This is a genomic window from Candidatus Binataceae bacterium (assembly GCA_036495685.1).
GTDB lineage: Bacteria > Desulfobacterota > Binatia > Binatales > Binataceae > JAFAHS01.
On record DASXMJ010000206.1, the window covers coordinates 21,653 to 44,332 of the forward strand.

General features: G+C 59.2%; 21 protein-coding genes. 7 read left to right on the plus strand and 14 right to left on the minus strand.

The genetic code is table 11. The features are described from left to right. Positions 1–488 precede the first annotated feature (488 nt). The 8 genes from VGI36_19140 to VGI36_19175 form a co-directional block, all read right to left on the minus strand. A complete protein-coding gene (locus tag VGI36_19140) occupies positions 489–1,742 on the minus strand; it encodes an MFS transporter (protein ID HEY2487264.1) in 1,254 nt (417 codons plus the stop codon). Beyond that, on the minus strand, positions 1,726–2,124 hold the full coding sequence (locus VGI36_19145; GenBank protein ID HEY2487265.1) for a DUF1634 domain-containing protein: 399 nt from the start codon (positions 2,122–2,124) through the stop codon (positions 1,726–1,728). Before VGI36_19145 ends, VGI36_19140 begins: the two co-directional genes overlap by 17 nt. A 2-nt stretch (positions 2,125–2,126) precedes the next feature. Continuing rightward, positions 2,127–2,441 carry a TSUP family transporter gene (locus VGI36_19150; protein ID HEY2487266.1) on the minus strand — a complete coding sequence of 105 codons (315 nt, stop codon included), beginning with the start codon at positions 2,439–2,441 and terminating at the stop codon, positions 2,127–2,129. After that, positions 2,420–2,620, minus strand: a complete 201-nt coding sequence (locus tag VGI36_19155; GenBank protein HEY2487267.1) for a hypothetical protein — start codon at positions 2,618–2,620, stop codon at positions 2,420–2,422. Before VGI36_19155 ends, VGI36_19150 begins: the two co-directional genes overlap by 22 nt. Positions 2,621–3,081: 461 nt before the next feature. After that, positions 3,082–3,804: a YjbE family putative metal transport protein gene (locus tag VGI36_19160; protein ID HEY2487268.1), complete on the minus strand. Its 723-nt coding sequence runs from the start codon at positions 3,802–3,804 to the stop codon at positions 3,082–3,084. 494 nt (positions 3,805–4,298) lie between these two features. Beyond that, the gene (locus tag VGI36_19165) at positions 4,299–4,442 is read right to left on the minus strand and encodes a hypothetical protein (protein HEY2487269.1); all 144 of its coding nucleotides are present in this window, start codon (positions 4,440–4,442) and stop codon (positions 4,299–4,301) included. Between the two features lie 220 nt (positions 4,443–4,662). After that, on the minus strand, positions 4,663–5,241 hold the full coding sequence (locus tag VGI36_19170) for a hypothetical protein (protein ID HEY2487270.1): 579 nt from the start codon (positions 5,239–5,241) through the stop codon (positions 4,663–4,665). 115 nt (positions 5,242–5,356) lie between these two features. After that, positions 5,357–6,547, minus strand: coding sequence for a sulfatase-like hydrolase/transferase (locus VGI36_19175; GenBank protein ID HEY2487271.1), 1,191 nt, complete (start codon positions 6,545–6,547; stop codon positions 5,357–5,359). 1,165 nt (positions 6,548–7,712) lie between these two features. Here VGI36_19175 and VGI36_19180 point away from each other — a divergent pair. The 5 genes from VGI36_19180 to VGI36_19200 all read left to right on the plus strand — a co-directional run bounded on the left by VGI36_19180 (position 7,713) and on the right by VGI36_19200 (position 12,514). Next, the gene (locus VGI36_19180; protein ID HEY2487272.1) at positions 7,713–8,537 is read left to right on the plus strand and encodes an alpha/beta hydrolase; all 825 of its coding nucleotides are present in this window, start codon (positions 7,713–7,715) and stop codon (positions 8,535–8,537) included. A 55-nt stretch (positions 8,538–8,592) separates the two neighbouring features. Next, positions 8,593–8,853, plus strand: coding sequence for an SCO family protein (locus VGI36_19185; protein HEY2487273.1), 261 nt, complete (start codon positions 8,593–8,595; stop codon positions 8,851–8,853). Positions 8,854–9,002: 149 nt separating this feature from the next. Beyond that, a complete protein-coding gene (locus VGI36_19190) occupies positions 9,003–10,040 on the plus strand; it encodes an LLM class flavin-dependent oxidoreductase (protein ID HEY2487274.1) in 1,038 nt (345 codons plus the stop codon). Between the two features lie 212 nt (positions 10,041–10,252). After that, the gene (locus VGI36_19195; protein ID HEY2487275.1) at positions 10,253–11,470 is read left to right on the plus strand and encodes a CoA transferase; all 1,218 of its coding nucleotides are present in this window, start codon (positions 10,253–10,255) and stop codon (positions 11,468–11,470) included. Positions 11,471–11,602: 132 nt separating this feature from the next. Then, on the plus strand, positions 11,603–12,514 hold the full coding sequence (locus VGI36_19200; GenBank protein HEY2487276.1) for an enoyl-CoA hydratase/isomerase family protein: 912 nt from the start codon (positions 11,603–11,605) through the stop codon (positions 12,512–12,514). Between the two features lie 1,018 nt (positions 12,515–13,532). On the opposite strand, the gene VGI36_19205 is transcribed toward VGI36_19200, so the two are convergent. Then, positions 13,533–15,128 carry a hypothetical protein gene (locus VGI36_19205; protein HEY2487277.1) on the minus strand — a complete coding sequence of 532 codons (1,596 nt, stop codon included), beginning with the start codon at positions 15,126–15,128 and terminating at the stop codon, positions 13,533–13,535. Continuing rightward, a complete protein-coding gene (locus VGI36_19210; protein HEY2487278.1) occupies positions 15,125–16,042 on the minus strand; it encodes an ABC transporter ATP-binding protein in 918 nt (305 codons plus the stop codon). Before VGI36_19210 ends, VGI36_19205 begins: the two co-directional genes overlap by 4 nt. A 55-nt stretch (positions 16,043–16,097) precedes the next feature. Here VGI36_19210 and VGI36_19215 point away from each other — a divergent pair, with 55 nt between their 5' ends. After that, entirely contained in the window at positions 16,098–16,589 is a 492-nt protein-coding gene (locus VGI36_19215) for a MarR family transcriptional regulator (protein HEY2487279.1), read from the plus strand. A gap of 328 nt (positions 16,590–16,917) precedes the next feature. Here the strand turns inward: VGI36_19215 and VGI36_19220 are convergent, their stop codons facing one another. Both VGI36_19220 and mug read right to left on the minus strand, forming a co-directional pair. After that, complete coding sequence (locus tag VGI36_19220) at positions 16,918–17,505, minus strand: TetR/AcrR family transcriptional regulator (protein HEY2487280.1); 588 nt, start codon at positions 17,503–17,505, stop codon at positions 16,918–16,920. A gap of 314 nt (positions 17,506–17,819) precedes the next feature. Continuing rightward, the gene (gene mug, locus VGI36_19225) at positions 17,820–18,359 is read right to left on the minus strand and encodes a G/U mismatch-specific DNA glycosylase (protein HEY2487281.1); all 540 of its coding nucleotides are present in this window, start codon (positions 18,357–18,359) and stop codon (positions 17,820–17,822) included. 1,180 nt (positions 18,360–19,539) lie between these two features. Here mug and VGI36_19230 point away from each other — a divergent pair. Then, positions 19,540–20,424, plus strand: a complete 885-nt coding sequence (locus VGI36_19230; GenBank protein HEY2487282.1) for an SDR family NAD(P)-dependent oxidoreductase — start codon at positions 19,540–19,542, stop codon at positions 20,422–20,424. Between the two features lie 367 nt (positions 20,425–20,791). Here VGI36_19230 and VGI36_19235 read toward each other — a convergent pair whose 3' ends face one another. Further along, positions 20,792–21,898, minus strand: coding sequence for a fatty acid desaturase (locus VGI36_19235; protein ID HEY2487283.1), 1,107 nt, complete (start codon positions 21,896–21,898; stop codon positions 20,792–20,794). Continuing rightward, on the minus strand, positions 21,895–22,641 hold the full coding sequence (locus tag VGI36_19240; GenBank protein HEY2487284.1) for a hypothetical protein: 747 nt from the start codon (positions 22,639–22,641) through the stop codon (positions 21,895–21,897). The genes VGI36_19235 and VGI36_19240 overlap by 4 nt, the downstream gene beginning before the upstream one ends. Positions 22,642–22,680 lie beyond the last annotated feature (39 nt).

Below are 22,680 nucleotides of genomic sequence, written 5' to 3' on the forward strand. Positions count from 1 at the left end.
GCAGCCACCAAGGCACAAATCATCGTCCAGAGCCAGCGCTCTTGATACCGGATCAACCCTATCGATGGCCGGACGGGCATTCGCAAAGATGCGTTACGCGTAAGGTGGTTGATAAACTCCGCTGAACCCTGGCGGTCGCCAGCCAGCCCTCATTTGCGCACGATAAGGCAAACCGGAAAGTGCTTAACCTGGTCATTTTCTCGATCGGCTAAACTGATCATCGACGCGGTCGGTATTGTCTTCTCGCAAGCGATGCAGATCGCCACCAACGCCTTATTATCCTTGGCGGAGAAAGTGCTCGACATTTGCGTCCCCGATAAGAGGGCCACCGGCGCGTCGTTCCTCGACCAACGCTCACGTGCGCTCAGAGCGATTCAAGATGATCTCCGAAGAGGCAAAGGCGTCATACCGCCGGACAAAGATTGTCAGATCTCTTGCAGGATCGGGCCAGCTGCGGCTTGCGCTCGAAGTCTGTCACCGGCCTGAACTCAGACCGCTCCGGCACGTTGCACTCCGACCTCTGACTCCCAGCTTCCGGCAGCCCATACGATTAGCGCGGCGCCGAAGAACGACCCACCCAACGTGCAGACGCCGGTCCATTGCCACAGGGTCCACGCAAAGCCAGCCAGGAAGGTGCCAAGCGCGCCGCCGACAAAGTACGTGACCATGAAGACAGTATTGATGCGGTTGCGTGCCTCGGGGATCAACCTGTAGACGCGCGTCTGATTGGTGACCAGATTAGCCTGCGTGCCGAGGTCCAGAACAATGCCGCCGATAGCGAGACCAGCTATCGTTCTTCCTAAGGTCCACAGCAACCCAAACGCGATCATCCCGATCGACAACGCGCATCCCGATGCGAGCCGCGGGTAGCCACGGTCGGAGAGCCATCCGGCCGCAGGAGCAGCCAGCGCGCCCGCAACACCGGCCAGCCCGAGCAATCCGGCCATCTGAGCACCATAGTGATAGGGCGGCTTCTCCAGAAAGAAGACCAGCGCGGTCCAATAGGCGCAAAAGGCGCCGAAGGCGAAGCCCGACATGATCGCTGCCTGGCGCAACGCTGGCAGCTTGCGCGCGAGCGGAATTAGTGACGAAAGAAGCTCTCGATATCGGATTCGCGCATCGGGGCGGCTAACCGGCAATATCGCTCGCAGCAGTCCCGCCATGGCGACCATCATCACCGCGGCAGCGGCATACATCACGCGCCAGCCGAACCAGGTGCCGACGAAGCCAGCCACTGTGCGCGCAAGCAGAATTCCGATGAGCATGCCGCCCAGCACGATTCCCACCGCCCGCCCCTGCGCCTCCGTTTTCGACAGCGCCGACGCCATCGGCGCCATCACTTGCGGCACCACGCTGAATATCCCGGTTATCAGCGAGGTTGCCAGCAGCACCCAGCGGTCTGGAGCCGAAGCGATCCCCATGAGCGCTACCGTGACGATCAGAAGCAGCGCCGTCGCGAGTCTGCGCCGCTCGACCATATCGCCTAGCGGCGCAAAGAACAGAAGTCCCAGGGCGTAACCGATCTGGGTGAGCATGGGGATATCGGCGGTCTCGCGCGCAGTCATGTGAAGGCTGCGCGCGATCTGACTCAGGAGCGGCTGACAGTAATAGAGATTAGCGGCAGTGACGGCAGCAGCTATCGCCATCGTGACGAGTTGAAGATTACTCAGTCCACCCGAGCCGGCGGACGTGGGCTCGGAGATAGGCGCGCGGACCGATTCGGACTTAACCAGAATTCTCACCATAGTTCACCTGATACGCCCAGCAGTACGCCGGCCACCAAGTACCCGGTGAAAACCACGAAGCCCTGTTGCGGGTCTTGATGAAGAAAAGCAGGCAGAAGGCGACGCGCACCAGCGGCACCAGCGTTAGGCTCATCAGCCCTCGGGTCATGATTGAGCGTGTGTTGCCTTGCAACGCGCGCATCATCAGGTGCCCGAATGTCAGGTAGTCCTTTACGCCAGCGTTGTGCTGCACGGCCCGGAAATGCATGAAATATTGGCCCCGCGTCAGGCTGATTGCGATTAGGCCCGCGATCAGCACAATCCCGGCCGCCGCCAGCACCGTGCGCAGGATTACGGGCGTCCACACGCACAGGATCCGATCTTCGTCTTGTGCCTTCATGCTCAGATTCGGGTAAGTGCGCGCCAGCCCATCACGATCGCGATCACGGCCAGGATTATCACGCAGCCGATGCGCAGCCATTTTACGTCGGCGTAGGGCAGGATACGGCTGCCCACCAGCGCGCCGGCGCCGGCAGTGACGCCGATCATGAAGTTGCTGGTCGCGCTGGAGACCTTGAGCGGAATGTGCATCAGGTAGTCCATCGCAATCACCTTGAGCGACCCCGATCCGATTCCCAGCAGACCCGACATCAACCCGGCGATGACCATCATAGCGCCGCCGCCGGCCAGGTTGGTCACGCCATAATGCAGCGCCACGCCACCGCCGGAGCTGGGCAATTCGCGCCCCCCAGCTCCAGGCGCGCGGCAACCGGGCTGCCCTTGGGCAAGATGTCGTCGCCCTTCTTGGTCAATTCGAAATAGACCGACTGAAGCATTATCAGCGCGAATAGCAACTCCAGCAACCAGGGCGCCATCAGGCCCGCCATGAAAGACACCTGAGCCTCGAGGGAACGTTTGTTTAGTCTTCATGGACCACCGTACGGCGCATTCTTCGTCGCTCTTGCCTGGGACCGTCGGGTTCAGGGAGGACCAGGATGCAACCGGGGGACACTCACAAGTGGTCAAGAACACTTGGCCAAACCGTCAGGGTTGGCGGCAATCATTTACTCCATCGGTCCTGCGCGTGGTATGCAGGCGCAACTTCAGCGTAGACCTTGACTCGAGCGATCTGTGCGCATTCCACGTCGGCACGCTGCACTTCCAAAGGCTCGCGCGTGAGGTCAGCGAGCGATGGCGTCGTGAAAGCTGTCCCGGCGACACACACCGGTAGTGCCGAACGAAGTTCTCCAGGCATTTTCAAAACCTCTCGCCGGAACCATTTTGGCGGGTGGCTTACAACGGCGCCGGTTCTTTTTGAAACGGCTACAGATGACGCAACGGTCTACCGACGCAGCCTTCAACTCAATAACGTGGGTAAGTCCGGCTGCGCGTTCCTATTCCTGGAGCGCCACCACCACGGAGAGGTCACTACGATCACTGTAATCACAGCGGGGATTAAGACTGGACCGATAGGCAAATGGCCCAGCCGCGACGCCACCGCGGCCAGCATCGAGCCTGAGACCCAGCCCAAAATTGCGGAACCGATGGCCAGCATTACCGGATAGCGCTTCATCAGGTTGGCGATCACCAGGCTGGCGGGGATGATCACCGCGCTGCTGAGCAGCACTCCAACGACCAGCAGCACCGGATGACCGCGTCCGACCGCCGCGATGGCCAGGATATTGTCAAAACACATGACGAAATAAGCGCCGGTTACCGTCATGATCGAGCGATACAAACCCTGATCGGGGAAAGCATGAGGAGTGGGTTGCGGGAGGTCTCCATCTTTACGCGTTAGACGGATCGCGATAACGCAGAGCAGGAATCCGCCGGCTAACGAAACCGCCGGCAGTTTCAGCAACCGCGCCACCGTCAACGTCGCAGCAATCTGCAGCAGTATGGCCGCGCCGATTCCCGCCGCCGACGCGATCCGCCCTTGTGTCGTGGGCAGGTTGTGTATCGCCATTCCGACGGCGATGGCGTTATCGCCGCTCAGCAGTATGTTGACGCCTACGATCTCGAACAGGCGGGCGGCATCTGCGGCAGCCGAATTCACCCGTACGTCGTCCTTGTTGGGCAACTGGTGAAGTCCGCAGCAACGAGCCTCGTACAAACCAAACCAGCCACGATCACTTCCGGTTAATGTACGTTTTGTCTGAGGCTAAAATCATGTTTTAGTATTCTTCAACCGGCCCGTCGCTGATTTCCGCTTTGGGCAGTGATGAGTCTTCTCTGTCGTCCACAAAAACTCAACGACAGTCATGCAGCACGGGCCGAGAGGCAGCACTCGTGGTGAAGTCCGTTCAAATGCTCTTGCCCGTGGGCGCTAGGTGACGCGCCAGCGTGCCGCCGCCGTTGCCGATAATGATGATGTCATAGTTTCCATTGCTCATGAGATTTCATCCCTTACGGCTATGTCGTTCGAAATTGACTCGGAGTGCGCGTCAAAAGGAGCTTGCAGGTCCTTTCGAAACTGTTAAGGAATCATTGACGAAAAATCATTACAGTCAATGCGAGGTCGCCGAGAATTGAAATTAGCCCCGCCACGATGACCGCCGGCGAGCGCGGGCGGCCTTAATACTCCTCGCCCAGCATCCGAATATTCTGCCGATACTGCAGCGTGGCCAGTACCAGCGAGATCAGGCCGATGCTCACTAGCAAAAGTCCAAATTGGCGTGCGCCGATGAGATAGTTGCGTTGCTCCCCGCCCTCTCTCACGATCTGAAAGAATTTGAAAACGCTGAAGCCAAAAAGTAATGAGCGAAGTCGCGGTTCTGACTCAGGCAGGCATAGTCCGCTCATAGCAACCCACGTGCTAGTCAGCAGCAGTAGCCAGAACCAGTAGCATCACCTTTGCTAGGCATAATTGCCCGCCAAGTTCTCGCGTTATCCGTGACATCTAGCGAGCCCTGGTCGACGGCATCCAGCGCAAACCGCCTCAGCTTCGACGTTTGCCCGTACTAAAAGTCGAGGGTCGGCCCGAATTTGTGGCAGTTTTTGACGATTCGAAAAACAGTCTCCACAACTCCCCCTCGCCCATGCGCTCGTTGATCTCGAGAAACGCGAAGTAGAGCGCAAATACGATACTTATTCCCAGCGCCCAGGACAGGGCCCGATATCGAGTCGCGTGCTCGAATGCGTATCGGAAGGCCGCGTCAAAGCTGTGAACCTTAGGTAGCGCTTCCAGCACTCGTTCGACACTAAGGAGGAGCAGACTGGCGACCCCGTAGAAAAGCACCTTGACGGCGACCGCGATAATCCGGCGATCATGCTCGAGGCTGCGTGCGAGCGGCGTCTCGTCAAGTACGAGCGCTGCTTTGGCAGCCAACAGGGCGCCAATTACCGCGCGGGAAACTACCGTCATCTCAACCGAGAATTGCGCGAGCGCCAGCTTGATGAGCGTAATTAGGAGCAAGAATCCCACCAGAAAAAAGAGGAAGACGGGCAAGAGGGCGACGAACTCTTTGCGTAACCATCTGCCTGCTCCGGCGAATCCACGTGACAAGGTGGCTGCCATATAAACCTTCAACCCCCGCCTAGATCCGCTGGATGAGTAGCAACCAAAAGTTTAAGCATGTCTGTCGCCGCTGCGTTCTTGTCGAACGCGGCGGTGCAGCCTATTCGGTACCGCGTCAATTCCCGGAGTGTGACGCGATCGCTTTTGCGACCTGTTCTTTGACCGACTCCATGTTGAAGGAGACGCCCTTTTGCATCGGCGGAAACTCGATGAAGGTCTGCGCCGCCCGCATGACGACCTCTTGCACAAAGACGAAGCGCCAGAACTCGTACTTGAACCAATCGTAGAAGGCCAGCGATCCGCTAGCACCGCAGCGTTCGAACGGGTCCAGCCGCAGGTTGACCAGGATTGGCCAATCGACTTTTTGCGTGGCGCCAAGCCAGCCGCCGGGCTGGTCGATGAAGCGGTACTCGTAATCGTTGAAGCGGATTGCGCCCAAGGTGCCTTCGGCAAAATAGAAGATCTCGTGCCGATTCGACGGTCCCTTGCCGGTGATAAGGTTGGTTTGGTCGTAGCCGTCGAGATGGACCTTGTAGGTCTTGTCGCCGAGCTGTTTGCCCTTTTTGAGCTCCTCGGCGATGTTCGGGTTTCCGGCGGCAGCAATTAGGGTCGGGAACCAATCTAACCCCGACATGATCCCGTTCTCGACCTTGCCGGCTGGGACCTTGCCCGGCCAGCGAGCGAGGCATGGAGCGCGGAAGCCACCTTCGAGCACGGTTCCCTTGCCGCCCGCAAATGGCGTCTGGCCCCCGTCCGGCCAAGTGAAATTCTCGGTCCCGTTGTCGGTCGTGAAAACGAGCAGGGTGTTGTCGTCTAGGCCATCGTCCTTGAGTTTCTTCATGACCGCGCCGACGATGTCGTCGAGTTGGGCCATGCCGGCCTCGTGGATGGACCAGCCGTTCTCCGGCGTGCGCAGCTTATTGTATTTCTCGGAGAGGTGGGTGATGACGTGCATGCGCGTCGGGTTGAGCCAGCAGAAGAACGGCTTGCCACTAGCCTTGGCCCTGTCGATGAACTTCATGGTGTGTGCCAGGATCTCGTCATCGACGGTCTTCATCCGATCTGGATAGAGCGTGCCCGCGTCCTCGATCCGTTGCTTGCCGATCTCGCCCCAACGAGGCTGGACGGTCGGATCGTTCTGGTCGGTCGCCCAGCAGTGCAGCATGTTGCGTGGGCCGATCTTGTCGATGAGAGCCGGTGGGTAGTTGGGATGCGCCGGGTCTTCCATAGCGTCGAGGTGATAGAGATAGCCGAAAAACTCTTCAAAGCCGTGAACTGTGGGCAGATATTCGTTGAGATCGCCCAAGTGATTCTTTCGAACTGGCCCGTCGCGTAGCCCATCGCCTTGAGAGTGGTAGCAATGGTGGGTGCTTCGGCCGGTATCCCAACTTTCGCGCCCGCTTGGCCGACAGTAGTCAGACCGGTTCTGATCGGCAACTGTCCGGTGATGAAGTTGGCTCGACCGGCCGTGCAACTCGCCTCCGCGTAGTAGTCGGTAAGGCGCATGCCCTCGGCCGCCATTCGGTCGAGGTTCGGCGTTCGGCCCGCCATCATGCCCTGGTGATACGACCCGAGGTTAAACCACCCGATGTCGTCACCCATGATGACGATAATATTGGGTGCAGCATTCTGTGGCATCCAAGTCCTCCTTTAAAAGTGAGAGCGCCTAACTGACTTTCGATGAATCTTACGCTCGGGACCAGCCCTGTGTCTTTTTCTACGAAAAAGCATTTAGAACTTCGCCAGTAGTTTGATCGAGTAGCTGAAAGCCGAAAAGGCGGGCGCGGCTGCGCAGTGATTTGAGTTCACAGGTGCGCTGGAGTCGCTGGTAAGCAGCTGCGCCGGGGTCGTTGTAGACAAAGTCTCCGGAGAGCGCGCGGAAACAAGAACCGCAGGTTTTGCGAGCACACACGGCGATCGGCACGTGCTCGCGAGTCTCGATTTTGGGAATAGGTTGGAGAACCCCTTGAGGCTTCGCACTGTTCAACAATGAAAACCCGGGCAATCAATCAGATCAGAGGCTACGAGTACTACGCCGGTCTGCAAAAGGCTCAGCTGGAGTTAGCGAAACAGACGCCAGGAGCCTCGGCCGTGAATGTAGCCACGCAGTTATTCGATAAGGTCTTTTCCCAGATGCCCGTCGGGACGCCAGATCAAGCCTTGAGTACTATACAAGACATACGCGAGTTGGTGCATCCCAGCCACATCGCGGCCGCGATGAAATTTGGCGGAATGCCAATGGAATTCGCAGAAAAGAGCTTGCGTCTGTTCGCCAAGGAGGTTTTACCGGCAATCCAAGAAATGCCGGTTCTGGAGCCGATCGTGAGGGAGCCAGCGCGGCGAGTCGATAGAAGCCGCCCAACCGCGGCAAATCCGGCGACGTCTCCAGCACTCTCGTTGAAGGGCATCCTGCGTCGCGACCGAGACGGCTAGAGGTACAGATAAGGACCACCCTTGATGTTTTTACAACGGTGACTGGCGTACGAATGTATTACGAAGTGCATGGCGAGGATGGGTCGCCTGTTGTCGTGATCCACGGCTTCCAAGGTGACCACCTGCTAATGGGCGGCTTCGTTCGAATGCTCCAGGCGCGGAACCGTGTCCTTTTGTTTGATCAGCGGGGTACCGGCCAGAGCGACAAACCTGACGAACCCTATACGGTGGAGCTGATCGCGGACGAGACCGTAGAGTTGATGAAGCACGCGGGCTTCAGCCCGGCGCATGTGGTGGGTTGTTCGATGGGTGGAGTGATCGCGCAGGAGGAGGTCGTTCTTCGGCATCCGGACCAGGTTCTAAGCCTCGTCCTCGGCTGTACGACGTCCGACGTGCGGCGCTTGAGCGAAAGGGACGCATCAGCATCAGCAGACATGACTTCGGCGACCGCCTCGACCGCGACGGACCGCCAGTATACGGCCTCCGAGCGCGCGACGGCTGTGGCCAGCGTGCTCTTTGCGTGCGGCTTCATCGAATCTCACCCTGAGGTCGTACTGGAGCTGGTGCGACAGCGTGAAGCGCTACCTCTCAACCAGGTTGGTGTAAAGCGGCGAGGGGAATCCTTGGTGTCGTGGGGTGGCACGACCGATCGTCTCTCGGCGGTGCATTGCCCGACCCTGGTCATCACCGGGGCCGAAGACAGAATGGTCCCGCCCCATCTCTCTTCAGACTTGGCCGATGCTATTCCAGGAGCCAAGCTGGTAGTCGTTCCGGACGCCGGCCACGGCTTTTGGATTGAGAGACCCATGGAGACCGAGACCGCTTTGACCACGTTCCTCGATGGGGTAGGGACAAAGAAGTAGAAGACAAAAGATCGAGTCGGGGCATGCGGAGGCATGGTGCTTTGGCACCGATATCATATGTAAAGGGGTATGCGAGATGATGGTCGCCGAGATGCGCTCGGTGGCTTCTGCCCTGTTACCGGGGGCCGCCGCCGAGGCGACGATGCTCATGGTCACCCCTGATCCGGCCAACGACCGGACGCCGCAGCTGCTGCAGTATGCAAAGAACCAGGAACCGCCCAACAAGGGATGGATTCTTGCGAACGGCTCTGAAGATAGAATCAAGCCGCTGATACGCGTCTACTGGGTCACGCACGAGGCTCAGATGACGCCATGATGCACGCGATGAAATTATTCCTGCTCGCCCGACGGCGCGCTGGTGCGATTCTATCCAGGTATGAAGCTATCAGAGCAGTCGGTCGCTTCTGAAATAGCCACGATGCTGCATCGGAATTCCAGCCCGGCTTGTGAGTGAAGGAGAAAAAAATGCGTTTTGGCTTTATGGATCATTTACCGTGTGCGGAGTGGCAGTCTGAGGGCCAGCGCTACAGCGATATTCTGGGCCAGATCGAGCTGGGGGATAAAGTTGGGTTCGATACGGCGTGGCTGGCGGAGATTCATTTTTTTCCCAATGTTTCTCGTATTGCGTCGCCGCTTACGGTTTTGGCCGCCGCCGCCCAGCGGACTGAACGCATTCGCCTGGGCACCGCGGTTACCCTCTTACCGCTACACAATCCGCTGAAAATCGCTGAGGATGCCGCCACGGTCGATATTCTTAGTGACGGACGCCTGGAATTGGGAGTAGGCAGAGGCGCCGCACCGATGATGTTCACCGCCTATAATGTGCCGGTGGAGGAGACCCGCGAACGGTTCGAGGAAGCACTCGCGGTTATCCGCCAGGCCTGGACCAGCGACCGGCTCACCTTTGAGGGAAAGTACTGGCGTATGCAGGACTTGCAGGTTTTTCCCCGGCCGGTCCAAAAGCCGCACCCGCCGCTGCGGATTGCGGCCAATAGCCCCGAAACCTATACGATAGCTGGCCGTCTGGGACTGCCGATCTTTGCCACCCCGTTGATTGCCGGTTCGATGGAGAAGTTGCGAGAGTATATTGGCGCACATCGTGACAGTCTTCCGTCCGGGGTGAAGCAGGATGTCGCGGTCGCTTTCCCAGTTCATGCAGCACCCAGTCGTGAGCAAGCGCGCCGCGAAGTTGAACCGAGCATTATGCACTTTTTCAGCTTCCTCGATCAACGGCGACCCGATATACAGGCACTGCCGGAAAGCTATCAATCGCTGCAACGGGCCGTCGATCGACTCGCAAAGATTACATACGAGGAGGTGGAAGATTTAGGAGCCGCCTTCGGCGATCCGGATTACTGTGTGGAGCGGGTGCGCGCGCTGCAACGTGAATTCGGGATGAATGAATTTATCTGTTACTTCAATCAGGGCGGGCTCGTTGAGCCCGCCGTGGTCCGGCGTTCTATGGAGCTGTTCGCCCGCGAGGTTATCCCTCACTGTCGGTAGTAACTTGGGCTTTGGCCGGATTCGAGGCTATCTTGCGTTCTAACTCTTTGGCAGTGGACGGTAACTCATCGCGAGGGACGACACGCGAAACGAGGCGAATCTGCAAGGCTGCTTCGGACTCGAGAGAAAGCGGGTCAGAACGTTAGGTTCTAAGGACCAGCTGTCCTCCAGAAGCCGCCAATGACGTCGGCTTGGTCCTAAAGGAGGACCTGATGGAAGAAACATACCGGATGCCCTTAGAAGGGATCCGGGTCATCGACTTGACGATTTGGGTTCAAGGACCAACAGCCGCAATGGTGCTCGCGGATTTGGGAGCCCAAGTGATCAAGGTCGAGAAACCCGGGCAGGGCGACTTTGCACGAGGAATCAGCTCCCTGTTCGGGCAGCCGCAGTTTCTCCCCGACGGGCGCAATCTCATGTTCGAGCTCGCCAATCGTAACAAGAAGTCAATTAGCGTAGATCTCCGACGGTCAGAGGGGCAGCAGGTGCTCTATCGGCTCGCGCAACATTCCGATGCGCTGGTGACCAACCTGCACCCGAGTGCACTGCGAGAATTTCGCGCCGATCGTGAGACGCTCCTCGGGGTCAACCCCCATCTTATATATGCGCATGCGACCGGGTTTGGTCCGCGCGGCCCGCACGCCGAGGATCCCTGCCAGGATACCGTGGGGATGGCTCGCGCCGGCATAATGTTTAACACTCCTGCCGCTGATGGTTCTCCGGTCTACCTGACGGGCGCTCTCAGCGACATTCTGTCCGGCACTATGCTCGGCTTCGGGGTCCTGACCGCGCTGCTCGCGCGCGAGCGGCACGGCGTCACCCAGGCAGTGTCGGCGTCTCAGCTCAGCACCATGATGTGGCTGCAGTATTATAACGTGGCTCAGTATCTCAACATGGGGGAAGACTTCGCACCCTACGATCGCACCAAGGTTGCCAACCCGCTGATGAATCTCTACCGCTGTAGCGACGGGCAGTGGATCGCATGTGGGATGGCGGTCGCACAGCGGTTCTGGCCGGAGTTCTGTCAGGTCATGGGACTTGCGGAGCTGGAACATGACTCACGCTTTACCACCGATGACAAACGGGCGGCCTATCGCACGGAGCTGATTGCTCTCCTCGACCGGTCCTTTGCCGCTCGGCCGCGGGATCACTGGGAGCGGCTCTTTCGAGAGAAGGAGTTTTGGTTCTCGGTGGTGAACCGGGTCAGCGACCTGCCCACCGACCCGCAGGTCGTGAGTAACGAGTACCTGGTGGAGTTGGATAATGGACTCAAGACGGTGTCGAGTCCCTTTCAGCTCGAGAAGACGCCGGCCCCGCTGAAGAAAGGGGCCCCACAATTCAGCCGACACACGGACGAAATACTCCAGGAGGTCTGCGGCTATACGATGGACGAAATCCTAGCCTTTAAGGCGGAAGGAGTGGCGTGGTAGGTCGGATATTCTGAAGACAGTCGCCTTGAAATTTAGCGAGCCTCCACGCGGAATGTAGTCCGCTTTTAGTTCGGTAGGCTCGCCGCAAATGGCGACTCTAATTCAGCAGAGGCGCACGAAAGGAGCAAAACGATGAGTGAGCAAAGAAGCCAGGGCGCCAACCTTAGGGGCGACGTTCCGCGGCCACGATTGGAGGACTACGCGAAGAAGTATGGCCACGTATTCGCGTTCGAACGCAACGATGGCGTGCTCGAAGCACGCCTGCATCATAACGGTGGCGTGCAAGGCGCCAGCGGATGGTTCAACGTCTGGAGCCAGGCTTGGCTCGAGATGGGCAACGATCCAGAGAACGAGGTGATCATCGTCACCGGCTCGGGCGACCAGTGGATCGAGTATCAGATGGGGCGGACAGGCGAGATCACTGACGAGATGCGCGCGGCGTTCGCCGGCGCGTGCACCGCGGAGAATGCCTTCCGGCTATATTACGACGCCCTCAAAAATACGGAGAATGTCGTCTTCGGCCTGAATGTGCCGACCATCGGAGTAATCCAGGGTCCTGCATTCGTGCATTTCGAAACCGCGCTCATGTGCGACATTACCTTGTGCGCCGATGATGCTGTCTTCAAGGATCCTCACGCCGACTTTGGCCTCGCGCCTGGCGACGGATTGGGCCTCGCCTTCCAGCACCTGATGAATCCCAAGCAACAGGCCTATTATCTCTACACCAGCGAGACGATAGACGCGCAGACGGCGCTCCGTCTGGGCATGGTCAACGAAGTGCTGCCGCATGCCGAACTGATGCCTCGCGCTCGCGCCATCGCCGCCCGTATCCTCCGCATGCCCAAGCTCGCGCGCCTGATGAGCAAGCAAATCGTTCGCCGGCAACTGCAGCAGCGGCACGTGCAGGACGCTGGGTTCCATCTGGCGCACGAACTGCTCGGCTTCATGACCAATGTCCGCGAGGGCGCCGCGCATACCCCGGAAAAGGTGCGCGCCAGCCTGGATGACTTCGATAGCGCCCGCGCCCAAGCGAAGCGGCGTTGAGAGCACTGATCCAATGCCATACGATTCGTGTTCGATGAAGCACGAGAAGGACCATTGAAGGCAGGGAATTGAAAAAATCAGCTCAGACTAAGCTCGGTGAGAACTAGTAGATTTTCCGGGGAATACGAAATTGATGCAAATCCGGCAATCGTTATCGGCATCCCTATGGGGAAGCGATGGTAGACGAATTCGCGAAGGCCCTACATAGGGAAGTAGGAGTATTTTTGCTCGGCAATCGCTAGCTCTGCTGGGCCTCTCGGCTAGCGCCAGTAAATTAAGTGCGGGAGCTTTACGGTGCCCACATGAATGTCTTGATGCAGCAAACCAAGGCTGCCGAGAAAAAGTTAGAATCGCTCCCTGAAGATGAGCGGCGAATATAAAGGTGCGGCGTCCGACGCGATCATCTCGCATTTGCTGCATCGGAAGGTTTCGGATGACTCGTCTTCAGCGAGCGGAACGACCAACCATCGGCAGCCCTCTGCCTCCAGTATCTACAGGTGCTCGATGAACGTTCGCCTATCGTTGAGGAAGGCGGCCTTGTCCCAGGCAGGCATTGGGTCCTCAGACTCAGTTCGGCATTTGTCGTGCCGTGGAGACAACTGTCCTAGAAGATTGAGGGGACCGTTGCTTCGAGAGCTCCGGAGTCATTGTAGTCGACGACGGACAGATACATCAGCTCGGCGCACCCCAGGCGGACTACATAGCTGCTATGTGGGAGCGTAAGGACTCGGAAGTACCCTCGGGGCTGGCGTCCACCACCGAAGAAGCCCAAGCCACCGTCCTCCGGACGATTCCCTGGACGGTTGGTGGGAACTGGCCTTTCGTGGTGAGCGATAGATCGTGACCTACCAAGGACGGGTCGTACAACAAAAAGACTGACAAGATTACCCCGCACAGGTAGCAAGGTGGGCCGACCCCTGAGCCGTATCGATTTGGGGCGACCGTTCAGCCCGCGACGGCTACGTGAGCCCAATTCAAATTTCGCGAAAACATCCCAACCGCTGGTGAATCGGCTAAATCACCCGATATCGCGACGGCCGAGAGCGAGCATGCCCGCCGCGGTCAAGGCAGCAGCGGTCACCGCCAAGCCAGCAAACGACGCGGTGCTCCCTTGCCCCAACGTCCAATGGACGTAGGCGAACGGCGACAGATCGAACAACGATTGGCCAACCTGCCTCAGCTCCCATGCCAGTTCTAGTAACAGGTAGGAGGCAAGCACGAGCCAGATCGTGAAGTTCGCGTAGCGCGGCGCGGCCCCGATTAAGAGCATCGCGATGCCGCCCATCACCCATACCGCAGGCAAGGTGCGCAGTGTCGTAGCCAGCATCTGCGGAACCTCATGGCTGAGGTTTCCGGTGACCACTCCATAGCCCAGGCCGATCGCTAGCCCCGAAGCGGTCAACACGAGCGCCGGTCCCGCGGCAGCGAAGACCAGATGGCTCGCGGCCCATCGCGCGCGGCTCACCGCGGTGGCAAGGATCGGTTCGGCGCGGATAGCGGTTTCCTCCTCCCGCAGCTTCATCACGGCCAAGATCGCGTAGGCGGAGATCACCTGGCCCAACGTGTAGATGACCAAGCGAAGGAAGGCGTGGGCGGGATCGTGCGCGCGTATCTGCGCAAGCCAACGATTCAGCGTTGCAGTGTCGAGCAGCGGGGTGAGGTTATGGCCGACAGCCCCAAGCAGCACGCCAAGCGCAACGAAGCCCCCGATCCATCCGAACAGCATACCGCGCTGTAGGCGCCAAGCGAGCGCGAACGGACCGCTGAGGGACGGAGCGGCCGCGGTGCGCCCCGCGCGCAGAGGGAGCAGACCACCCCCGAGCTCACGCCGCGAGGCAAGTGCATATGCTGCCGCCGTCATTGCGGCGGTGAAACCGACCACCATCGCGAATACCCACCAGCGTTCGCCCGCAAATGGGCGCGTAAGTCGCGTCCATCCTAACGGCGACAACCACGACACCCATGCGAGCGGGCCGCGCTCGCCGCCCGAATCACCCACCATCCGGAGAATGAAAAATCCTCCGAACAGCCAGAGCGCAAGACCATTGGCGACGCTCGCGGTTACGGTCAACTGCGCGGTCACAGCCCCGATCGCCGCAAACATCCATCCCGCAGCAGCCCATGAGATTCCCACCGCGATCGATCCCGCCGCGGAAAGCCCGACGCTTATCAAGGCGCCAGCAATCAGCGCGGCCAACAGCAGGTTGGACAGCATGACCACTATCAGTGCCGCGGTAAGGCCAGCATGGCGGCCCATCACTGATCCCTCGAGCAGTTCCTGTCGCCCCTTTTCTTCTTCGCCGCGCGTATGTCTGACGACGAGCAGCAGACTCGGAATTCCACCGACCAGCATCCCCATCACGCCAGTTCGCCACGCTACGATTGCGCCGGGTGTCGGCTCAAGAATCGGCCCCAGCATGCCTACGATCGCTGGATTGCTCATGCATTCGTTTGCGAATCCTCGAAGCGCGGCGGGCGTCGGGTAGAGCTTCGCAATGCCGAGGGCGACGCCTAGCGGGGGCAAGGAGGACAGTGCGATCCAGACCGGAAGTACTATCCGGTCGCGCCGCAGATGCAGGCGCAGCATCGAGGCGGTGCCCGCTAGTGAGTTCATCGAAGAATCTGCCTTTGCGCACTGCCGTCGGTTTCGTCGCGGTAGTGACGCATGAACAACTCCTCGAGCGAAGGCGGTTGACTGATCAGGCTTTTCAGTCCGAGCGTCGTGAGGTGGCGAAGCAAGGCGTTCAGTTCAGTGCCTTCGACCAGGCATCGGAGACGCCCGCCATCGACGGCCACGTCGTGCACCCCGGGCAGTGCGGCCACCCTGTCTGCGGGCTTCGCGAGTTCGGCCGTGATCGAGGTGCGGGTGAGATGACGCAGGTCGGCGATCGTTCCGCTTTCGACGGTGCGGCCCGCCCGGACGATACTCACCCGATCACAGAGCGCTTCGACCTCGCCAAGAATGTGGCTGGAGAGCAGCACGGTCCGCCCGCGCCGGCGCTCGTCGCTGATGCACTCACGGAACATCGCCTCCATCAGGGGGTCAAGTCCGGAGGTGGGTTCGTCGAGGATCAGCAACTCCACATCGGAGGCGAGCGCCGCGACCAGCGCTACCTTTTGTCGGTTACCTTTCGAATAGGCGCGCCCCTTCATTGTGGGATCGAGATCGAACCGCTGGAGCAGGGTTCGTCTTCGCGCCGGATCGATTCCTCCGCGCAGCCGCGCAAGCAGATCGATCACTTCGCCGCCGGAGAGGTCGGGCCAGAGTGTGACGTCGCCGGGAACGTAGGCTAGGCGGCGATGAAGTGCGACGCGGTCGCGCCAGGGGTCGGTGTCAAGCAATCGCGCGATCCCAGCGTCGGCGCGGACCAGGCCGAGCAGGATACGGATCGTGGTGGTCTTACCGGCGCCGTTGGGCCCAAGGAAGCCGTGGACTTCGCCGGCATGGACGGCGAGATTGAGCCCGTCGAGGGCACTAACCGGACCGAAGGACTTGCGGAGTGCGGAGACCTTGATTGCAATTGACATAATTCATTATCTACACTATATTCACAATTATGTGAAGATAGTGAAGCACGAACACGTGTCTCTGCGACGATTCATCGCGCGCTTCGCTGACGCACTTATCGAGGCGGGGTTTCCCCGAATGCCTGGGCGGGTATTCGCAGCCTTGCTCGGGTCGGATTCCGGGCGGCTCACCTCCGCCGAACTGTGCACCTTGCTCAAGGTAAGCCCCGCAGCCGTGTCCGGCGCGGTGCGCTACCTGAGCCAGGTCAACCTGCTGACCCGCGAAGGCGAACCTGGCTCACGGCGCGAGTTCTACTGTGTTCAGGAAGATGTCTGGTATGAGGCGATCGCGCGCCGCGACCGTACACTCAGCAAGATAGAGGATCGCCTGCGTGAAGGACTCGAAGTGGTCGGCCGCAACAGTGGGGCGGGCCGGCGACTTGCCGAGACGCTGTCGTTTTTTGAGTTCATTCAACACGAACTGCCGCGGATGTTGGAGAAATGGCGTGCGCGGAAATCGGTTTCACGAGACGAGGTCGCGCCGCCAGCCTCCGCCTCGCGGTCGTAGAGATGACAGGAGAATCACATGCTTTACGATGATTTCCCTCGCCCAACGCGCGATTTCGACAGGGCAAACACACCCGCAAGACGGTTACGCCGCCAGCATGCACGACGACCTGTACCGTTCGCTATCTGATCAGGAAAGGGCAATGTTCGGGGTTAAGTCATTCGGGTTGGACGCATCGATCCGCGGTTCCCTGGCGACCGCAGCAACCTAGATACGAAATATCCATACATTCGTGAATTGCGCGGATAAGTGATGGCACAGTCGGGATGATACCACCCCAGCGCGCCTCTACACGCTGAGGGCTGTGCCTCGCGGGCCAGCGGCCTCATCAATCACTCGCGGCCATTTTCGCAAGACGCTTCCTTCGTGGTCCACGGCGTCCGTGACGATCCGTTGGAGCTATCGCGCGCTGACGCAGCAAGTCGCGGGTGGCCCGGTCATATTCGGCAGTGTCGCCGAGGGCATTGGCGACGACCAGGGCGCCCGTGATGGTCGATAGCACTTCGGCCGCATTGCCTGCCGAGAGCCCTTCCGCGACTAGCTTGTCCCGGCACATCTTGAAAAAGCCTTTCACTTCCTTCGCAACCGGTTGCGGCAGATCCTGCGAGGCGGCGCCCAGTACGGTACAGGGGCACATACGAGCTTCGGAGTAAGCAGTTCCTCGGAAAGCCTTCGTCCAGACACGAACGGGATCAGGGTCTTTCTTCAGCTCCTTGTCGATCAATTCGGAAGTATATTCCGCCCAGCGACGAATGACGGCCGCCGCGAGATTCTCCTTTGTCCGGAAGTGGTAGTGGACGCTCGAGCTTTTGATGCCCACATCCGCGGCGATTTCTCGGAAGCTGAAGCCCCCGAAACCGCCCTGCTGTATACGCCGTTCGGCCGCATCCATGATCGCAGCCTTCATGTCACTCATCGGTCCATTCTACCACTATCTGTTGATAGATAGCTCCTTGCCTCCTCAAAACACAACGGGTTCAATCCGGCTTGTCGACAGGCCGGAGAAATTTCCGCGTCCGGCGGTCCGCGTGCTCAAGTCAGACGGCTGTGCTCGCTCTTCGGTCCAGCCTGTCTTCGATAAAACGAAGACCCGCGCGCACGGAAGCGAGCGGTTAGCCGGGGCACCTCCGCAGGCTGGATGTTTTCCTGGTTATCTCCAATTTCATCAGGATATCCCGGGCTCATCGCGAGCGTACTCGTGCGTGACCGGACGATCGATGTCGTCAAAGATCATATCGACCTGGGCACCCGCTTCGCCGAGCTGCCGAGCAGCGCCGTCCGAAACTCGGAATACGACGTCACCAGAGCATCAAGCGAGAAACTCCTATTGAGACCGCTCGGATTGGGAAGAACCCAGGCCATCGTGCGTGCAAATCCCATCGCGTGCTGGCCCCACTCGACATCTGGCCGGCCGATCATGCTCGACAAGGCGCGCTTTCCGAGAAAGGCGATCGAACGAGGAGCATAAAGCCGAATCTTGGTTTCAAACCTGCGTCGAGCCTTCATGAATTCTTCGGGCAACACCTCATTCGGTCGCTTGGTCGGCCGGCCGACGACCGCTGTGATACCGCAGCCATATTCGAGCAGACGATGCTCGTCTTCTGGCTGGAGCCGAACGTCCATGAAACCGGCAAGATGCAGCACCGTCCAGAAGCGATTGCTTCGACTAGAGAAGTTATGGCCGGCTCTTGCAGCGCTCGCGGCCGGATTCAGGCCGCAGAAAATCACGTCTAGGCCTGTGCTCAGGATATCCGGTTCATATCTGATCAAGCGACACCTTCGTTCGCCGGGCGGCGTCCAATGGCTCCATCGTTGCGCAGGGAGCGACTCGCAAATCCGCACGAGCATCCTCCAAAAAGGCCGTTGACCTATCGATAGATCGACCCGGAGTTGCCCATCTTTTCAAATGACTTGCTCGGTCGCCACAGCCGTGGCAGCAGTTTGCTGCGTTGACATCGCTCAGCTCGCAACATGTCTGCGGCGCGAGGTCAGGTTTGAACGAGACTGTCTGACACGCGGCGCAGCTAGAGGATCTCGAATCTGCCCCGACCTTTGTCCTATCAGTAGATAGCGCTGACATTCGCTCGTTAACGATCAACCGAGTGATCAACCTGTCGATAGATAGATGACCCAGACGCCCCGTGGCGAAAATACATCGAAGGTAAATACAGAGTAGTTACGGAAAGAGCGGTCCAGAACATACTACGTGCGAGTTGGCCGGAACTCAGCGCGGGGAGCAGAACAATTTCTCGACGAACTTTCGTGCGCGGGAGGCTTTCCGATTAGAGTGTGACCATCCAATGCGCGTCCGGATCGCGCTTTCTAAAAACAAGCTCCGTTGCGCAAGGATAGTTCGATGGGCACGAGCAACTCGGGCCCATTATTTTTCACACTGTTCGCGAGTGATGACGCTGGACTGAGGACGAGACTATCGTCGGCAGCGGGCATCAGTAGCGATTTCAGTCGGGCCGGTGCTAGTTCGCCAGGAATCATCCAGTCTTCTGCAGTTGGTTCGTCGAGAATCACCGACATTCGATCGTGAATCGCTTCGATCAGCCTATTCGCCCCCCCGTGATAATGGTGAAAGTTCATTGCCAGTGACCCGGTTCCAGCAGCCACGATTCGTAAGCCCAGGCAACCAGAGCAGATCTCTCTCGGGAGCAAATCGAGCACGAAATCCTGAAGAGCCGCGTTCTGTCAAAAAAGGGACCGCCGCTGCGTCGGTTGGCGTACGCCATGCGGGCTGCGAGCAAGGCGATCGCTCTGTGCGCGCAATAAAGGAGCCTTCGCTATGGAGAAGCCACCATGAGAGGGGAGCTGAAAATGGACGTCTGCATTATTTGCGGACGAAGAGTTCAACCTGCAGAAAATTGGGTGGGATGTGTGCGACATGAAGTCGCCTGAGTAATGTCAAATAATCATCAGCAAGATAAATCAAAGGACAAGGCTTATGGGCACAGTCGTGATGACAGGTGGAACGTCGGGACTCGGGGCAGTAGCGGCGCAACGAATCCTCGGAGAGAACCTGAGACTCCTCCTGGGTGCGCGAAGCAGCGATCGTCTCGCCGAGCAGACCCTCCCTCTCGACCTGAGGAAACTCGACCAGGTGAGGATCTTCGCCGCGGAGGTCGAACGGGCGCTTGGAAACTCCACGATCGACGCACTTATTCTGAACGCCGGCGGCTATGCCCGCGGTCGTACTCCCGAAGGCTATGAGATGACCTTCGTGCTGAATCACTTGGCCCACTACCTGTTGGTCCGCTTGTTATGGGAGCGTGTCAGTCCCGGAGGAACCGTACTGCTCACGACGAGCGGCACCCATGATCCTGCGGAACGTACCGTGATTCCGCCCCCGCGTCACGCGAATGCGCTATGGCTCGCGAAGCCCGAGATCGATCCGCATCTGGATCAATCGCCGAGGGCGGCGGCGGCGCGAGCCTATGCGTCGTCAAAACTCTGCGTGATCCTCACGGCCCGTGCACTCGCGGCGCGCGCCGATGCTCGGGCTCGGGGAATCGGGGTAGTCGCGTACGATCCGGGACCGACTCCGGGCACTGGACTGGTTCGCGACCAGGGCGCGCTTGTCCGATTCGCGTGGGGACCTCTGGCGGCGCCATTACGGCTGATTCTGCGTAAATCAAACACGATAGAGGACGCGGGCCGTACGCTGTCGGAGCTTGCTCTCGCGAAAACACGTCCTCCCGACGGGAGAGTTTATGCGGCGCTTCGACGCGGGCAGCTGACCTGGCCGGAGCCCTCGGAGCTAGCGCGGCGCGACGACCTAATGGTCAGCGTCTGGAACGACAGCGCCGAACTTGTAGGACTGTCGGCGTGAGTGCGTGAATCGGAATCGACTTAGTCGTAACTGCGTCGCTCGCGAAGAGCGGCAGTTTTGCTCCAATGGGCTTATTGTACGTAGCTTCCCGATCTCGAGACTTGGGGACAGTTGCTCTCAAACCGAACTGGAGGTGCCTGCGCAGATTTCTAGATGCACGAGCGGAGCGGGCGGAGGGCTCCGATCCTTCTCCGTTGGGAAAAGGGAGATCCGGCGATGGACAGAATGAAATGCGGTGATTGTTACCGGCGAGAGAGGGTTTGCCGAACTCGCCGCCAGATGATGAAATTGGCGCGCTGTCTGGCCCAGGTGCGACGCAAATTGCTGCGCACAGGCGGTTTTGCTAACCACCCACTAGCCAACCTGGCTATACTGGCTGATCCACCGGCGCCCGATATTCCGCGACTGAAATGATCCGCTGCGTGCGCTCATCCCAGAGAATGAATTTCAAAGCGCGTGGGACGGAAGACAATTTCACGCGTGCCACACCGACGAATAGATCTCGATATCGGTCGTGGCATGCGACGAGGCGATAGTTGGGAATCCGAGGGGACAGGTGATGGATGTGATGGTAGCCGATATTCGCTGTGAACCAATTCAGCCATCGCGGCAGAATCAGGAAGCTGGTTCCTTTGATAGCGCCGGTTTCGTGGTCCCAGTGCCGGGTGTCGCTCGCGTAGGAGTGCTCGAAATTGTGTTGCACCGTGAACAGCAATATCCCCGCGCCACCCGCCAGCGATAAGGCGACAACATAAATCGCGAAGAACCGCGTCGGGCCGATCGCCCAGCACATCAGTGCCCATCCGCTGAGCAGCGCCACGTTGTTCCAAAACATGTGCCAGTACTGTTTTCGCGATTGCCAGCAGGGGGTTTCAAAGCCGGAGGCGATCGTCCGCATCGACGTATGCGGTCTTGCGATTTTACCCGCCACGATGTGGCTGATCAGCTCCATACTGCCTTTCAGCCAGGTGAAGCGAGGATTGAAAATCAAGTAGATGAACCCGACGAACGGCGCGAGAGCGATGCTGCACTTGCCGCGATACAGCCGCTGCTGGCTATGGCTCATCGATTCGTACTCGTTGACCGACAGTGTGGTGTACGGTCCGCGGTATCGTTCCCAGTCGCCGTTGGTGGCGTGGTGATAGCTGTGATGCTGCGACCATACAAATTGCGGCATCCCACATACGACGCCCAGGACAAAACCGAATACGCGATTGAGAGGCTGGGTTCGAAACAAGCTCCCGTGACCGCATTCATGCATCAACGCGAAGGCGCGGATGTTGAAAAGGCTTATTAGCAGCACCGCCGCGCACGTGAGCCACAGCGAAATGTCAGAGCTCGCCACTGCGGCGCACCAGACCAGCGCAAGAGACGCCAACACCATGAGTACCTGCGTCAGGGCTCTGAGATCGTCAGGGCGCGCATGCTCGAGAACAAGGTCGCTTTTTTTGTTCTTTATCTGCGATCCAATCACTCTACACCTTCAACCTTCCAGCGAGTGCCCTGCGCCCGAATCGTCGGAATTCCACGCAAGCAAACCGCCAACGGAGACATTTTGATGTGCGACGAATGTAAGCAGTGCAGGGACAGAGGTGATGCTCGTGCATGAAGCCCTGCAGGAGCGGACCGATCATTGATGTCAGCGGACTGCCTGCTGCGCCGTTGGGGTTGGCTGTGCCGCTGGAACCGGGTGCGCCGTTCTGCGCTCCCATTCCGGTGAGGGCGCCGAGTAGGGAGCCAGACCCGCTCGGAGCTGGGGCGCCGCCATTCGCCGCACTGTATTCTTGCGCACTGTACCCTTGCGGCGCGCCATATCCCTGTTTGAGCGTCAGCGCCGTAGCCGTTACCCTGGCTCATGTACTGTTGTGGCGATCCAGACGGCGCGAACGAGGGCTGGTTCTGCGAATAGCCGCTGCCGGAAGGCGCGCATCCATTCGGACCGAGCTGGCCGATCTGCTGGATGACGGAGTCGAGCTGGGAAGCAAACTGATGGGCGCTGTTATAGTCGTGATAGTAGTCAGCCTGCGAAATCTGGTTGTTGAGGTCCTCGCGCTTCTGCATCAACTGGGCGACCTGAGGATTGCTAGCGCATCCATAACCGCCGCCGGAGACGTACGACCCTCCACCGTAGCCGCCGAAGTTCTGCGCCAGCGCCGCGACCGGCATCGCGAACATGAACGCCGCGCCAACAATCGCCATCAAAAATCGCCGCGTCATGAACTGATACCTCCCACGTCTGGAGCCTCGATCGACATC

Coding starts and splice junctions, on each gene's coding strand:
- VGI36_19145 (HEY2487265.1), bottom strand. CDS start 2,124: ATGAAGGCACAAGACGAAGATCGGATCCTGTGCGTGTGGACGCCCGTA.
- VGI36_19170 (HEY2487270.1), bottom strand. CDS start 5,241: ATGGCAGCCACCTTGTCACGTGGATTCGCCGGAGCAGGCAGATGGTTA.
- VGI36_19190 (HEY2487274.1), top strand. CDS start 9,003: ATGCGTTTTGGCTTTATGGATCATTTACCGTGTGCGGAGTGGCAGTCT.
- VGI36_19195 (HEY2487275.1), top strand. CDS start 10,253: ATGGAAGAAACATACCGGATGCCCTTAGAAGGGATCCGGGTCATCGAC.
- VGI36_19200 (HEY2487276.1), top strand. CDS start 11,603: ATGAGTGAGCAAAGAAGCCAGGGCGCCAACCTTAGGGGCGACGTTCCG.
- VGI36_19205 (HEY2487277.1), bottom strand. CDS start 15,128: ATGAACTCACTAGCGGGCACCGCCTCGATGCTGCGCCTGCATCTGCGG.
- VGI36_19210 (HEY2487278.1), bottom strand. CDS start 16,042: ATGTCAATTGCAATCAAGGTCTCCGCACTCCGCAAGTCCTTCGGTCCG.
- VGI36_19220 (HEY2487280.1), bottom strand. CDS start 17,505: ATGAGTGACATGAAGGCTGCGATCATGGATGCGGCCGAACGGCGTATA.
- VGI36_19230 (HEY2487282.1), top strand. CDS start 19,540: ATGGGCACAGTCGTGATGACAGGTGGAACGTCGGGACTCGGGGCAGTA.
- VGI36_19240 (HEY2487284.1), bottom strand. CDS start 22,641: ATGACGCGGCGATTTTTGATGGCGATTGTTGGCGCGGCGTTCATGTTC.